The following is a 14,222-nucleotide window of genomic DNA, read 5'->3' on the forward strand; positions in this document are numbered from 1 at the left end:
TTGAAGGGACGTTAAATAACTCGTTTCAAGGCCCACAGTAGATTGATGAGAGCCGCATTCTGTGTCAGAATGCGGCTTTATTTTGAACGCTGTTCAGGCACGAAGTATTTTTATTTGGTGTCCTGTGATCAGTACTGAAGATAAGTCACATGCCATGTCAATCAATGCACATTTTTTAGTGTTAAAGCATGACCAAGAGCCTAGCCATCACGTCCCGGCTCACTTTGATCTTGCAGCCCGAAGTGCTGCTAAACTGTACCGCGCAGGGCAACGTGTATTTATATACGTGGATACGGTAGAAAATGCCCATGCAATTGACGAACATTTGTGGCAGTTCGACGCTGACAGTTTTGTACCACATAATCTGCAAGGAGAAGGCCCAAAAGGCGGCGCTCCTGTAGAAATTGGCCAAATGCCCCCTGTAGGGCGACGTACAATACTTATAAACCTTGCCACACATATCCCGGATTTTGTCCGACGATTTGAGCAAGTATATGACTTTGTCCCTGTCGAGCCGATGGCCAAACAGGCTGCACGGGAAAGGTTCAAACAACTGCGCGCGATTGGCGCCAATATTTCAACTAAAGAAATTGATAACTAAAGTATTTTTTAAGGTTCTGTGTAATGGATAAAACCTATAATCCACAAGATATTGAACAGTCTCTATACCAAGACTGGGAAGAAAAAGGCTATTTCAAGCCTTCTGGGCAAGGCGATGCATACTCAATCATGATCCCGCCGCCAAATGTCACAGGTAGCCTGCACATGGGCCACGCGTTCCAAGACACCATAATGGACACCCTTACGCGCTATCAGCGTATGAAAGGTAAAAATACTTTATGGCAAGTAGGTACAGATCACGCTGGTATCGCAACACAAATGGTTGTTGAGCGTAAACTTGCAGCCGAAGAAGGTAAAACAAGACATGACCTTGGTCGTGAAGAGTTCATTGACCGCATCTGGAAATGGAAAAACGAGTCAGGCGGCACTATTACGAAGCAATTGCGCCGCTTAGGTGCCTCTGTCGACTGGGACCGTGAGCGCTTTACGATGGACGAAGGCTTATCAGAAGCTGTTAAAGAAGTATTTGTTCGCCTTTACAAAGAAGATCTGATCTACCGTGGTAAGCGCCTAGTAAACTGGGATCCAAAACTACATACCGCAATTTCGGATCTTGAAGTTGAGAACAAAGACAAACAAGGTCACATGTGGAACCTACGTTATCCACTTGCTGATGGCGTTAAGACTCAAGACGGCAAAGATTACATCATCGTGGCGACAACCCGCCCTGAGACTATGCTTGGCGACACAGGTGTGGCAGTAAACCCTGAAGACGAGCGTTACCAAGATTTAATTGGTAAAGAAATTTTACTTCCAATCATTAATCGTCGTATCCCTATCGTAGCCGATGAACATGCTGATATGGAAAAAGGCACGGGTTGTGTGAAAATCACACCTGCTCATGATTTTAACGATAATGAAGTCGGTAAGCGCCACCAGCTTCCAATGATCAATGTCTTTAACAAAGATGCCGCGGTACTAACTCAAGGTGAAAGCTACACCTTTGATGGTAAAGAACTTACTCTAGATGCACCAATTCCAGAGCGTTTTCACGGCCTAGATCGCTTCGATGCAAGAAAGCTTATCATTGAAGAGTTTGAGCAAGCAGGTCTATTAGAGAAAATTGATGATCACAGCCTCACAGTACCCTATGGCGATCGCTCAGGTGTTGTCATTGAACCTTTATTAACCGATCAATGGTATGTGCGTGTTGCACCGCTTGCTGAACCTGCAATCAAGGCAGTTGAAGACGGTGACATTGAGTTTGTGCCAAAGCAATATGAAAATATGTACTTCTCTTGGATGCGCGACATTCAAGACTGGTGTATTTCTCGCCAGCTTTGGTGGGGCCACAGGATCCCAGCATGGTACGATGCACAAGGTAACGTTTATGTCGGCCGCGACGAAGCTGAGGTTCGTAAAGAAAATAACCTTGCTGATGATGTGGTACTTTCACAAGATGATGACGTACTGGATACTTGGTTCTCTTCTGCACTTTGGACCTTCTCTACACAGGGCTGGCCAGAAAATACAGAAGATCTGAAAGTATTCCACCCTTCAGATGTGCTAGTAACTGGTTTTGACATCATTTTCTTCTGGGTTGCTCGCATGATCATGATGACGATGCATTTCGTTAAAAATGATGATGGTACACCACAAGTTCCATTTAAGACGGTTTATGTTACAGGCCTTATTCGTGATGAAAATGGCGACAAGATGTCAAAGTCAAAAGGTAATGTGCTTGATCCGCTGGATATGATTGACGGTATTGACCTTGAAAGCCTAGTAACAAAGCGTACAGGCAACATGATGCAGCCTCAGCTTGCGAAAAAGATTGAGAAAAACACACGTAAAACGTTTGCTGACGGTATCGAAGCACATGGCACAGATGCGCTCCGATTCACGCTTGCCGCGATGGCATCAACAGGTCGTGACATTAATTGGGATATGAATCGACTGGAAGGTTACCGTAACTTCTGTAATAAACTATGGAATGCAAGCCGTTATGTTCTGATGAATACAGAAGAGCAAGACTGTGGTTTTAACGATGCCCCTAGGCAGTATTCGCTTGCTGATCGCTGGATCTTAGGCCAGTTCCAAAACACTGTTCAAACATTCACTGAGCATTTAGATAACTACCGTTTTGACCTTGCTTCAAATACCATATACGAATTCACATGGAACCAATTCTGTGATTGGTATTTAGAGCTAACTAAACCGGTACTATTCAAAGGCAATGAAGAGCAGCAACGAGGCACCCGTCATACGCTGATCACGGTATTAGAAGGTTTATTACGCCTAATGCACCCGCTAATGCCATACATTACAGAGACGATCTGGAAGCGTGTAGCGCCATTAGCAGGCCTTGAAGCAAATACGATTATGCTACAAGCTTTCCCTGAGTTTGATGAGTCACAAGTTGACGCACAGGCAATGGAAGATCTTGAGTGGGTTAAGCAGTTTATTCTTGCTATTCGTAATATCCGCGGTGAAATGGACATCAGTCCAAACAAACCTCTGAGCGTACTACTTGCCAATGTGAGTGAACAAGATCAACGACGTTTAGATGAAAACCAAGCATTCTTAAGCTCACTAGCTAAGCTAGAAGCATTTACTGTACTTGCCAATAAAGATGATGCACCAGCGTCTGCAACGGCATTTATCGGTGATTTAGAGATTATGATCCCAATGGCTGGTTTAATTGATGTCGATGCTGAATTAGCCCGTATTGGTAAGCAACTAGAAAAGGCAGAAAAAGGCCTTGCACAGGTAGAGAAAAAGCTAGCAAACGAGAAATTCGTCAACAATGCACCTGAAGCAGTTCTTGAAAAAGAAAAAGCGAAACTGACTGAGTTTAGTGACGCTAAAGCAAAGCTACTAGAGCAAAAAGCGAAAATAGAAAGCTTATAATCACTGTCTAGGCCACCTTTATGGTGGCCTATGCTCTCCTAGGTTCAGCCTCTCTCAAGTCTCTAATATTACTGCTACTTCGATAGCTTCCTTACAGCCTGAAGAACATCATCACTTTTCAAGTTGGACGAAAAACTGTCACCGACTTTACAATCAAAATACACCTAGTGAATCCGAGAGAATGAGGCGCTTAAAAGCAATGAATGCTTAGCAAGACCTGTGTTCTAATCCAAGCTGTGATACTACTCCCCATTATGCTTACGATAACCCCATGACTTTTCTCAATTAAAGAAAAAACTCAAGCGCATTAAAAGGCGGTATTATGTACTATTGGATACTTGCCTTATTTCATCAAAGATGTCTTGAGATGCGACTAGATTACACGTGTATATGGTGAAATTAAGTAAATTAGTGACACTGGTTTTGTGACATTTGAATATGACCTATTTCAACGCTATAAAAGTTCGAGACAATAAAAAACCACATCCTGGAATGTGGCTTTTTATTCAGGGTTTCAGATCAGTAGGCAAGTATCAAAGCTCATTAGTTACTTTGTATTAACTGTTAAGCTCTTCGGTGAACAACGCATACTTTTCTAAAATCAATATATTAATAATGTCAAAAATGGCTACAACTGCTCAAACAAACTGTCTGTACTAAGCCCTTCATGTTGGAGAATATCTTTCAGACGACGCAATGCTTCTACCTGAATTTGTCGAACTCTCTCACGAGTAAGACCAATCTCTCGACCTACATCTTCCAAAGTGGAAGGCTCATATCCTAGCAAACCAAAACGCCGTGCTAAAACTTCACGCTGCTTAGGATTTAACTCGCCAAGCCAATCAACTATATGACGGTTGATGTCTTTATTTTGTACTTCACTTTCGGGTTCATAACCACGCTCGTCTGCAATAATATCCAGCAACGCTTTGTCGTTATCACCACCGATAGGTGTATCGACAGAAGTGATTTTCTCATTTAAGCGAAGCATTTTGCTGACATCTTCCACAGGCCTATCAAGACATTCAGCAATTTCTTCTGCAGTCGGCTCATGGTCTAACTTTTGGGTTAGCTCCCTCGCAGTTCTAAGGTACACATTCAGTTCTTTAACAACATGGATAGGTAAGCGAATAGTGCGGGTTTGATTCATAATGGCACGTTCAATGGTTTGGCGGATCCACCATGTCGCGTAGGTTGAAAATCTAAAACCTCTTTCAGGATCAAACTTCTCTACTGCCCTGATAAGGCCTAAATTACCTTCTTCTATCAAATCAAGAAGTGCTAAGCCTCGATTGTTATAGCGACGTGCTATTTTAACTACGAGCCTTAAATTACTTTCAATCATTCTTTTACGAGACGCTTCACACCCTTTTAGTGCTTTTCTCGCAAAATATACTTCTTCTTCAGCACTCAGTAGTGGAGAAAAACCAATCTCTCCTAGATAGAGCTGAGTTGCATCCAGGTTTTTAACCGTTTCATCTTTTGAAAAAACCTCTTCATCACTGTCAATGTCTTCCAAAAGCTCTTCGTTCGGACCATCTTCATTCACCCCGTCAAACTTATCGTCTAATTCCGGGTTCACTTTACTTTTCTGTTTTGCTGTTTGAGCCATAAGCATCCTCCCAAGCGAATAAGTGATAGTGTTCCATCAATACGTCGATACGCTATTTTTTAGGCAGATACCTAATTGGGTCTACGGATTTACCTCTGTACCTTACTTCAAATCGTAAAGCAACTGAGCTTGCATCCGAACTACCCATTTCGGCAATCTTCTGCCCCACTTTAACCTGCTGCTGCTCTCTTACTAGCAATTTGGAATTGTGGGCATAGGCACTTAAATAATCATCTGTATGTTTCAGAATTATCAAGTTACCGTAACCTCGTAATGCACTCCCTGCATATACAACAATGCCACTTGCCGCAGCTTTTATCGATGTCCCTGTTTTGTTTGTGATCTGTATTCCCTTGTAGCCATTTTCTTTAATAGAAAAGCGTCGTGTCACTTTACCTACTGCGGGCCAGTTCCACCGTACCTTTTTATTCAACAAAGCATTGGTGTCATTGGTTTTTTTATTGGCTTGACTTTGAACATACTCTCGTTGCTTGGGGGGATCAAGCTCTTTTTTTGAGGGTTTGTTATTTAAAGGTTTATTACTTGTATATTTTTTGGTTTTTTGCGCTGTATTTTTAGCCGTTTTGTTAGATTTTTTAGGATAGCTTAGTAAAATAGTTTGACCAGGGTAAATGGTGTAGGGAGGCTGGATTTTGTTGATTTTGGCAACCGTTCTTACATCTTTATTTGCGCTAAATGCAATGGAAAATAGCGTGTCGCCTTTTTTCACTTTATAACGATTATTTTTTATATGAATTTTTTTTGACACCTTGGTCTTACCTTTAGTAAGGCTCACCACAGGTGCAGGTTTATGGACAGATGAACAGGCTACTATTGAACTGCACAGTATACCTACTATAAAAAAGTTCGCACTTTTCACCCACACTCCATTAAATCCCATTATTTAATTACATATGCATACTTAAACCACTAATAAAAGACAATTTATCAGGGTTGCAAATATATTTCCTCAATTATTTATGAGATTGGCCCAGCAACAAGCGGCACAAACTTTACAGCAGCAATGTCCTGTCTCGATATTTTCCCTCCTTGATTCACAAATAGCGTTAATATCTGCTCATCCACTCCGACGGGAATGATCATAGCGCCGCCATCAGCTAATTGCGCTAACAGAGATTCAGGAACAACCGATGCGGCCGCCGTCACTATAATGCCATGAAAAGGCGCCTTCGAATGCCACCCCTGCCAGCCATCACCATGCTTCATAGAAACATTATATAAATCGAGTTGATGAAGTCGCCTTTTAGCTTGCCATTGAAGGGCTTTAATTCTCTCTATACTAAACACCTTATCAAACAGCTGCGCTAATATGGCTGTTTGATATCCAGAACCCGTTCCTACTTCTAAAACGTTGTCATGAACACCAACCTGACGCAACACCTCTGTCATTTTAGCTACTATGTATGGCTGGGATATTGTCTGCCCCTGACCAATAGGTAATGCAGTATTCTCGTATGACTTGTGCTTTAGTACATCATCAATAAATAGGTGTCTTGGGGTGTTGAGCATTGCCTGCAAAACGGCTTCATCTTGAACCCCTTGCGCTCTCAAGCTGTTGACTAATTTATCAGCACTGCGTTGATAGTTATTAAGCAAAATCATTACTCCTGAGACGATAACCAAGTAGCCAAACGCTCAAGACTCTCATGGGCAGTCATATCAACAGTTAATGGTGTAATGGCGGCATAACCCTGCTTCACAGCATAAAAGTCCGTCCCTTCACCTGCGTCACTTTCTGAACCCAAAGTACCATACCAGTATATATCCCGATTCCAAGGATCTGTTTGCTTAGTCATTGTATCGGCTTTATGTCGTGCGCCAAGGCGAGTGACTTGAATGCCCTTTAACTCAGACAGGGGGATATCAGGCACGTTAATATTTAATATTTGATCTTGTGGTAATGGGTGGCTATCAAGCGCCTTAATTATTTTTAAGGTCACTGCCGCAGCAGTTTCATAGTTCGCCTCTTTTTTAGAGCATAGAGAAACAGCTATCGCAGGTAACCCCAAGTGGCGACCTTCGGCAGCAGCCGCAACAGTACCAGAATACAGTGTATCATCGCCTAAATTGGCACCATTATTTATCCCTGCCACCACCAATGCTGGAGGCTCATCAAATAATTGGTTCACCCCAAGGTGCACACAATCTGTAGGCGTACCATTGACTGAAATAAACCCATTTTCCAATGTACTCGTACGCAGTGGATTCATGAGTGTTAAAGAGTTACTCGCACCACTGCAATTCCTATCAGGCGCAATCACGGTCACATCAGCTAATTCACTGAGCGCTTTGTAAAGCACCTCTATTCCTTTTGCACTTACACCATCATCATTGCTCAGTAATATCTTCACACTTATTGCTCCCCAGATTCTTGTTTATCTCTCAAGCTCACATCTTTATGTTTAATCAGCTCTCTTAGTACAGAAGTCGCATAACACCCTTTTGGTAAATCAAAACTCAGCTGCAAGGTTTGATTGTCTATGGTTTTAACACTGAGTGATTTAGGGATCACTCTCAAGCTTCTTCGCTCATTCTTCAAGCCCAGCTCCGCAAGTCCCTGATGCCAAGAAGCGTGCTCCTCCAGCCAAGACTTCTCAAGCTCAGTAAGCCCCTTCTCACCTTTACCAACCAGTGGCGCAGATAAAAGAATATCCCCTTGATTTAAACGTTCAACAACCTCATCGTTTAAGTCATCTTCAAAAAACGCATTACTACCGGACAATAAAAAGATCTCTCTATGCCAGGTTTTAGCTAAACCATGCTCTTTTACTCTTTTTGACACGATGTGATTGAAAATATGCGATCTCGCAGCTGATATCACAATACCTCTGAGCTTTTTGTCACGAATATGTTCACCATTAAACAACCGTTCTGCCATTATCAAATTATGGCCATCATGACCAAATCGCTGTTCTGCAAAATAATTTGGCACACCTTGCCTCACTGCATTTATGCGAGCAAGCACATCCAAGTGATTGGTCACATTCCTGAGCGTTATCACAAAGTGATTTCCACGGTGACAGCCCGTTTTTAATTTTCGGTTATGCCGCACTTGTTTAATCACGACCATAGAGTCTGAGTTTAACTGCGAAAAGTCTATGTGCTTTTTGATGGGAACCGGTACGCTAAACCACTGCGTGCAGACACCATGACGATCTTTTAGCCCAGCATAGCTCACATCTCTAGGAGCAACACCCGCGAATTTAGCAATTTGCTTGGCCAAATACGCAGTGTTTTCTCCGCGTTTAATAATCTGTAAGCAAACATGCTCACCTTTACCGGTGAACTCAATATCCAGTATTTCTTCAACTACAAAGTCTTCTGCTGTTTGCTTAAAGTCACCTTTAGACAGAGGCTCGCCATAAAGGTAATTTAGCGAAGCTATAGCATCAATCACTTAACTACCCCTTCATAAGTAGTGCGACGGCATGACTTGAAATGCCTTCTTTGCGACCTTCAAAACCAAGCTTTTCCGTTGTTGTTGCTTTGACATTCACTTGATCGAGTTCAATTTGGCAATCAGCGGCCAAATTTGCTCTCATTGCATCAATATGCGGTCGCATTTTAGGCGCTTGGGCAACAAGTGTGACATCAATATTTCCTACTGTGTAGCCCAATTTCGTTACTTGCTCAATCACCCTTCTTAATAAAATGCGACTATCTATGTTTTCAAACTCACTATCCGTATCAGGGAAGTGCTTCCCTATATCTCCTAACGCAAGTGCCCCTAACAATGCATCGCAAAGAGCATGAACTGCTACATCACCATCCGAGTGTGCAATAAAACCTTGTTCAAACTCTATTTTCTCGCCACAAATAACTAAAGGCCCTTTGCCGCCAAATTTGTGTACGTCAAAGCCATGACCAATTCTAAACATTCTCAATACTCTTTTGCTGTTGTGCCATTAGAAAACATGCCAGTGCATGATCCTCTGGCGTGGTAATCTTTATATTGTCAGATCGCCCCGAGACTAGTACCACAGGCAGCCCCACCCTCTCCATAGCGGAAGCTTCATCGGTGACCATCGCCCCCTCACTCAATGCGCTTTCCAGTGCACTCAAAAGCGCTTGATAAGGAAAAAGTTGAGGCGTTAAAGCTTGCCATAGCTGATCTCTGGGCACTGTCTCTTCTATGTATTTATCGCCTTTTTTAATCGTGTCTTTCACTTTACTTGCAAGTATTCCGCCTTCACCAGTACCTAAGCAAGACACAATCAGTTTCTCGATATCTTTAATATCGACAAGTGGCCTGGCAGCATCATGCACTAAAACCCACTCAGGAGGATGTGCCTGCATAGACTTCAAAGCATTAAGCACTGAATCAGCCCTTTCTTTGCCACCAGGTACACGGGTTGTATTTAGCTCAGTTAAATCTAAACCATCGAAGTAGCCATCATCTTCGCTCACTGCAACATAGATATGATTAATATGTTCAACATTGGATAACTTTATTAACGTATGCTCTAGGATGGTCTTTTCACCAATTTTTAAATATTGCTTTGGGTGATTAAGTCCCATTCTGGAACCCACACCAGCTGCAGGAACAACTGCCGCTAATGAAATTGCTTTATTCATAATGCTTCTTAGGTAATACGCGGATAAAAGTTTCATTAGGCTTGATCATGCCTAGCTCATGCCGAGCCCGTTCTTCAACGCCTTCTAAACCTAATTTTAGGTCTTCAATATCTGCTTTAAGTAATTTATTTCTTTTTAGTAATTCGGCATTCATTTGTTGATGGGTATTTACCGTTTCGGTGATCCTCCGATAGTCCTGCAAACCATGATGGCCAAACCACAGCTTATACTGTATGTAGGCACACAGGCAAAATAGCGCCAACTGAAAAAAACGCATAAAATATACCCTACTAAATGAATGATGTAGTCACGTCGACAACAGGATAATTGTCAGCCTGATACTAGTTTCTTTTTTGCTACATTGCGCCAATTGATGCTACTTGCAAGCAGCATCTCTCTTAGGCCAAGTAATCTCGGTGTTATCATTTTATGATATTGCCATCGGTGACCACAACAGGCGGCTGTCATTAAAGCTTTCGTCGGTTTGAGTATACTTATATGACCATTATCTAAGCCATGTCCTTCATTGGCGAACCAACCATATTGATTGCAATGTATTTGTGATTGATTCACTTGATCTATCATATCAATACAAAGGATGGTTTCATGGTCCTGATTGATAGCAACTGGCACAACTAGCCCCACTTCAGCGTGTTTTTCGAAATAGAGCCGAATTTTATCAGATGATTGCGATGGAACCCGCCTTTGCGTTGCCACCCAACACCCATTATGACTATCTAACTGAAGAGGCACTTCACCCAAGACAATATGCGTTGCCGCACGTTCAACATAATAAGGTAAACTGCTTAATACTCTTTTCAGTCTGTTCGGATCCGCTTCTGTAGATAAGCGCGTAATTTCTCGAGTATAAAATACATTAACAAGCTCAGCGTAGACAAGCCGTAAAGCTTCATCTTGCCAAATAGTCGTCTGCTGCTTGCCTGTATTATGCTCTCTCAAAATCCCTCCCATTAAGGGGTTTTATATCACCGCGCCATACCTGAATACAATCAGTCTATTAAATATTATAAGCGGGGTCTATTTTCATTTCGGACGTTTACCAAGTTTAGCTTCACCAGTCTCTAAAAACTGTACTGCCGCATCTCGCTTCTTGCCAAGTAATAAACTGCCATCAACTAAAAACATAAAGTTTTGCCAGCAACGCTTGAATACGCCAAACTGGGTTTCAATTACATGTTCTCTTGATAAGCAAAAATAGACCGTCGTATTATCTTCCCAGCCCAAGTAGTCCGAGATCTCCAAAGGCAATAGTGCTTCACCTTCTTCCCACTTATTCTCCCACTCTACAACTTCTTCCCAGTTATCTTCTTTACCTGCCCAGTCATGTGGAGTAAAAAAGTCTGGGTGGTCTTGCTCTCGGCTAACCATCGTACTCCAAAGAACAGCTGCACGCTGCGCTGTCATCGGCTTAATCTGGGCCAAATCTGCGTCGTCAATCGGGAGGTCCTTATGCCTGAAAACCCATGCTTTCTTGAAATCGCCAAGCGCAATATAATTCATGTATTAAAACCTTATTTCATAGATAAACGAGCATCTGTACTCGTCTTTTAATAAGCCAATTATACCCAGTCATATGAGGACTCAACAATGCCTATCGAACTTAAAAAAGGGATATACCGCCATTACAAGGGTAAAGAATACCAAGTGTTGTTTATTGCAACCCACAGTGAAAGCGAAGAAGCCCTCGTGATCTATAAAACGCTATATGGTAATTACGACCATTGGGCAAGGCCTCTGAGCATGTTTGTTGAAGATGTCACTATTGACGGTAAAACACAGCCTAGATTTCAATTTGTGCGAGAAGAATGATATTTGGTAGTGAAAATGGAAGTGTGGCAAACTGATAGCATGATCTCCTCAGACCACAAGAAACAATGTTCACAGGTACAAGCAAATATATAGCAACAGCAGCACTACAACAGGCGGTTAATGCCGCCATTCTGTTAGAGAAACCACTACTAATAAAAGGTGAGCCTGGTACTGGTAAAACCCTATTGGCGGAAGAACTCGCTCAAAGTTTAGAGACTGACTTGATTCAATGGCACATAAAGTCTACCACTAAAGCTCAGCAAGGACTTTATGAATACGATGCCGTATCACGACTTCGCGATAGCCAACTGGGCGACGAACGTGTTCATGATGTAAATAACTACATAATAAAAGGCAAATTGTGGCAGGCATTTTCAGCGAACAAGCGTCCCGTTCTTCTTATAGATGAAATAGACAAAGCCGATATCGAGTTTCCTAATGACCTACTGCTCGAACTAGATAAAATGGAGTTTCACGTTTATGAAACGCAACAGCAAGTAAAAGCAGATACCCGACCTATCGTTATCATTACGTCAAATAATGAAAAAGAGCTGCCAGACGCGTTTTTGCGCAGGTGCTTTTTCCATTACATCGACTTTCCATCAATTGAAGAGATGAAAGCCATTGTGGATGTTCACTTCCCTGATATAAAAGCAACACTACTTAATCAAGCATTGGAGGTATTCTTTAATTTACGAGAAATTAGAGGCCTTAAGAAAAAACCCAGTACCAGCGAGTTACTCGATTGGCTAAAGCTATTACTTGCCGAAGATATTGATGCCACAACATTACATGACAAAACACACCAAGGCGGCCTTATGCCATTATTTGGAGCTTTATTAAAAAATGAGCAAGATGTGACCTTGATTGAAAAACTCGCTTTTATGAGTAAAAGATAATGCTCATTGAGTTCCTGTTTACTCTTAGACGACATGGTATCAAAGCAAGTCTCAGGGAGCTGCTAGATTGTCTTTCGGCGCTAGAGCAAGGGCTCTGCTTTGGTAACATCGATGATTTTTATACGCTCAGCAAAGTGATATTTGTTAAAGATGAAACTTTGTTCGATAAATTTGACCGTGCGTTTGCTGACTATTTTCAGGGTGTAGCGCAAGTAGACCTTGCCAATGCAATACAACAGCAAACCTTACCTGCAGACTGGTTAAGAAAAGACTTTGAGAAGCAGCTCAGCGAAGAAGAAAAAGCCAAACTGAAAACCTTAGGTGGGCTAGATAAACTTATGGAAGCACTTAAGCGCCGCCTTGAAGAGCAGCAAAAAAGGCACGCTGGTGGTAACAAATGGGTAGGCACAGGCGGCACATCTCCCTTTGGGGCATATGGATATAACCCTGAAGGCGTACGAATTGGCCAACACGAAAGTCGCCATAGGCAGGCCGTCAAGGTATGGGATAAGAGGCAATATAAAAACCTCGACAAAGATGCAGATCTCAGCAGCCGAAATATGAAATTGGCAATCAAGCAACTGAGAAAATTCGCCCGCAGCCATGAGAGCGAAAAGCTTGATCTCAACAACACTATTGAAGCAACAGCAAAACAAGGCGGTTTGCTCGATGTTAAAATGGCCCCACAAAGACACAATGCTATTAGTGTACTCATGTTGTTCGATATTGGAGGATCAATGGACGATCATATCCAAATATGCGAACAGTTGTTCAGTGCTGCTCACTCTGAGTTTAAACACTTAGAGTTTTACTATTTTCACAACTGTGTATATGAGCACGTCTGGAAAGACAATGAGCGCTTAAACGATTCCCTACTTGATACCTATCAACTCATTCATAAATTCGGCAAAGATTACCGCTTAATATTTGTTGGTGATGCGACAATGGGCCCTTATGAAATTACCTACCCAGGGGGGAGTGTAGAGCATTGGAATCAAGAACCTGGTAGCGAGTGGTTAAAACGGCTCACAGATCATTTCGACAAAGTGGCGTGGCTGAACCCACAACCGAAAGATTACTGGCCGTATTACCAGTCAATAGGACAAATTGATAAATTGATGGAAGGCAGAATGTATCCGCTCACCTTAGAAGGTATCGCCCAAGCAGTTAAAACACTGACTTAATTCGGTGTTTTTAGAATTCAAAAGCCCATGCAGTTCGGTCAGTCATGGGCTCAATTTCGTGTGCCGTCCACCATTAGGTATTGTCCTTATTGAAAAGTAGGGAAGTATTAATAACAGTGAGCAAGGTGATTAACGTGCAAAATGTAACGATAACGAGCGAAGCGAGTACGTTCAATTTGCGCAAGGTGAGTATCGTGCAAAATGTAACGACAACGAGCGAAGTGAGTACGTTCAATTTGCGCAAGGTGAAATAAGCCGTTTTAGCTGTTGCTGAGGAAATCTTGAGTTTGCCTTGTCGGCGGTGAAGGATGCTCCCTTCACCTTGCGCTTATCGTGCAAAAGGCTAGCGACAACGAACGCAGTGAGTACGCTCTTTTTGCGCAAGGTGAAATAAGCTAGTTTAGCTGTTGCTGAGGGACTTAAAAGCAAAAAAGCCCGACTCTTTCGAATCGGGCTTTCTTTTATTTTGCGCTTGGCAATGTCCTACTTTCACATGGGAAACCCCACACTATCATCGGCGCTATTTCGTTTCACTACTGAGTTCGGCATGGGATCAGGTGGTTCCAAAATGCTATGGTTACCAAGCAAATTCTTGTCGTGCAAATGGCTAATGACGTCTTTTTTGTCATT

15 protein-coding genes and 1 rRNA gene are annotated in these 14,222 nt (G+C 42.3%); 5 read left to right on the forward strand and 11 right to left on the reverse strand.

The annotated features are described in order from the left end of the window. Positions 1-154: 154 nt before the first annotated feature. The gene (locus tag JF50_RS23810; RefSeq protein ID WP_039612171.1) at positions 155-601 is read left to right on the forward strand and encodes a DNA polymerase III subunit chi; all 447 of its coding nucleotides are present in this window, start codon (positions 155-157) and stop codon (positions 599-601) included. Positions 602-624: 23 nt separating this feature from the next. Continuing rightward, on the forward strand, positions 625-3,471 hold the full coding sequence (locus JF50_RS23815) for a valine--tRNA ligase (protein WP_039611777.1): 2,847 nt from the start codon (positions 625-627) through the stop codon (positions 3,469-3,471). A gap of 628 nt (positions 3,472-4,099) precedes the next feature. Here JF50_RS23815 and rpoS read toward each other — a convergent pair. The 10 genes from rpoS to JF50_RS23865 form a co-directional block, all read right to left on the reverse strand. Beyond that, complete coding sequence (gene rpoS, locus JF50_RS23820; protein WP_039612172.1) at positions 4,100-5,083, reverse strand: RNA polymerase sigma factor RpoS; 984 nt, start codon at positions 5,081-5,083, stop codon at positions 4,100-4,102. Positions 5,084-5,135: 52 nt separating this feature from the next. After that, positions 5,136-5,963 carry a peptidoglycan DD-metalloendopeptidase family protein gene (locus tag JF50_RS23825; RefSeq protein ID WP_052262734.1) on the reverse strand — a complete coding sequence of 276 codons (828 nt, stop codon included), beginning with the start codon at positions 5,961-5,963 and terminating at the stop codon, positions 5,136-5,138. A gap of 98 nt (positions 5,964-6,061) precedes the next feature. Beyond that, the gene (locus JF50_RS23830; protein WP_039612174.1) at positions 6,062-6,700 is read right to left on the reverse strand and encodes a protein-L-isoaspartate(D-aspartate) O-methyltransferase; all 639 of its coding nucleotides are present in this window, start codon (positions 6,698-6,700) and stop codon (positions 6,062-6,064) included. A gap of 5 nt (positions 6,701-6,705) precedes the next feature. Next, positions 6,706-7,455 (reverse strand): 5'/3'-nucleotidase SurE, encoded by a 750-nt coding sequence (gene surE, locus JF50_RS23835; RefSeq protein WP_039611778.1) that lies wholly within the window; start codon positions 7,453-7,455, stop codon positions 6,706-6,708. Positions 7,456-7,457: 2 nt separating this feature from the next. Next, positions 7,458-8,489, reverse strand: coding sequence for a tRNA pseudouridine(13) synthase TruD (truD, locus tag JF50_RS23840; protein WP_039612175.1), 1,032 nt, complete (start codon positions 8,487-8,489; stop codon positions 7,458-7,460). Positions 8,490-8,505: 16 nt separating this feature from the next. Continuing rightward, on the reverse strand, positions 8,506-8,982 hold the full coding sequence (gene ispF / locus JF50_RS23845; RefSeq protein WP_039611779.1) for a 2-C-methyl-D-erythritol 2,4-cyclodiphosphate synthase: 477 nt from the start codon (positions 8,980-8,982) through the stop codon (positions 8,506-8,508). After that, complete coding sequence (gene ispD / locus JF50_RS23850; protein WP_039611780.1) at positions 8,975-9,679, reverse strand: 2-C-methyl-D-erythritol 4-phosphate cytidylyltransferase; 705 nt, start codon at positions 9,677-9,679, stop codon at positions 8,975-8,977. The genes ispF and ispD overlap by 8 nt, the downstream gene beginning before the upstream one ends. Further along, positions 9,672-9,956: a cell division protein FtsB gene (ftsB, locus tag JF50_RS23855; protein WP_039611781.1), complete on the reverse strand. Its 285-nt coding sequence runs from the start codon at positions 9,954-9,956 to the stop codon at positions 9,672-9,674. The genes ispD and ftsB overlap by 8 nt, the downstream gene beginning before the upstream one ends. 53 nt (positions 9,957-10,009) lie before the next feature. Further along, positions 10,010-10,639, reverse strand: a complete 630-nt coding sequence (locus JF50_RS23860; RefSeq protein WP_235423509.1) for a hypothetical protein — start codon at positions 10,637-10,639, stop codon at positions 10,010-10,012. A gap of 84 nt (positions 10,640-10,723) precedes the next feature. After that, entirely contained in the window at positions 10,724-11,200 is a 477-nt protein-coding gene (locus JF50_RS23865) for a DUF2947 family protein (RefSeq protein WP_039611783.1), read from the reverse strand. A gap of 87 nt (positions 11,201-11,287) precedes the next feature. On the opposite strand from JF50_RS23865, the gene JF50_RS23870 reads away from it, so the two are divergent. The 3 genes from JF50_RS23870 (at position 11,288) to JF50_RS23880 (ending at position 13,592) form a co-directional block, all read left to right on the forward strand. Further along, positions 11,288-11,509: a DUF1653 domain-containing protein gene (locus JF50_RS23870; RefSeq protein ID WP_200890437.1), complete on the forward strand. Its 222-nt coding sequence runs from the start codon at positions 11,288-11,290 to the stop codon at positions 11,507-11,509. A 65-nt stretch (positions 11,510-11,574) separates the two neighbouring features. Next, positions 11,575-12,408: an AAA family ATPase gene (locus tag JF50_RS23875; RefSeq protein ID WP_039611784.1), complete on the forward strand. Its 834-nt coding sequence runs from the start codon at positions 11,575-11,577 to the stop codon at positions 12,406-12,408. Then, positions 12,408-13,592: a vWA domain-containing protein gene (locus JF50_RS23880; protein WP_039611785.1), complete on the forward strand. Its 1,185-nt coding sequence runs from the start codon at positions 12,408-12,410 to the stop codon at positions 13,590-13,592. Before JF50_RS23875 ends, JF50_RS23880 begins: the two co-directional genes overlap by 1 nt. Positions 13,593-14,062: 470 nt before the next feature. Here JF50_RS23880 and rrf read toward each other — a convergent pair. Next, positions 14,063-14,177 (reverse strand): 5S ribosomal RNA (gene rrf, locus JF50_RS23890). Positions 14,178-14,222: the final 45 nt, after the last annotated feature.

This window comes from Pseudoalteromonas luteoviolacea, assembly GCF_000814765.1.
GTDB classification, from domain to species: domain Bacteria; phylum Pseudomonadota; class Gammaproteobacteria; order Enterobacterales; family Alteromonadaceae; genus Pseudoalteromonas; species Pseudoalteromonas luteoviolacea_H.

Bases quoted from the DNA above. Each gene is read 5' to 3' on its own strand.
- JF50_RS23810 (WP_039612171.1), top strand. From the start codon at position 155: ATGTCAATCAATGCACATTTTTTAGTGTTAAAGCATGACCAAGAGCCT.
- JF50_RS23815 (WP_039611777.1), top strand. From the start codon at position 625: ATGGATAAAACCTATAATCCACAAGATATTGAACAGTCTCTATACCAA.
- rpoS (WP_039612172.1), bottom strand. From the start codon at position 5,083: ATGGCTCAAACAGCAAAACAGAAAAGTAAAGTGAACCCGGAATTAGAC.
- ispF (WP_039611779.1), bottom strand. From the start codon at position 8,982: ATGTTTAGAATTGGTCATGGCTTTGACGTACACAAATTTGGCGGCAAA.
- ispD (WP_039611780.1), bottom strand. From the start codon at position 9,679: ATGAATAAAGCAATTTCATTAGCGGCAGTTGTTCCTGCAGCTGGTGTG.
- ftsB (WP_039611781.1), bottom strand. From the start codon at position 9,956: ATGCGTTTTTTTCAGTTGGCGCTATTTTGCCTGTGTGCCTACATACAG.
- JF50_RS23865 (WP_039611783.1), bottom strand. From the start codon at position 11,200: ATGAATTATATTGCGCTTGGCGATTTCAAGAAAGCATGGGTTTTCAGG.
- JF50_RS23870 (WP_200890437.1), top strand. From the start codon at position 11,288: ATGCCTATCGAACTTAAAAAAGGGATATACCGCCATTACAAGGGTAAA.
- JF50_RS23875 (WP_039611784.1), top strand. From the start codon at position 11,575: ATGTTCACAGGTACAAGCAAATATATAGCAACAGCAGCACTACAACAG.
- JF50_RS23880 (WP_039611785.1), top strand. From the start codon at position 12,408: ATGCTCATTGAGTTCCTGTTTACTCTTAGACGACATGGTATCAAAGCA.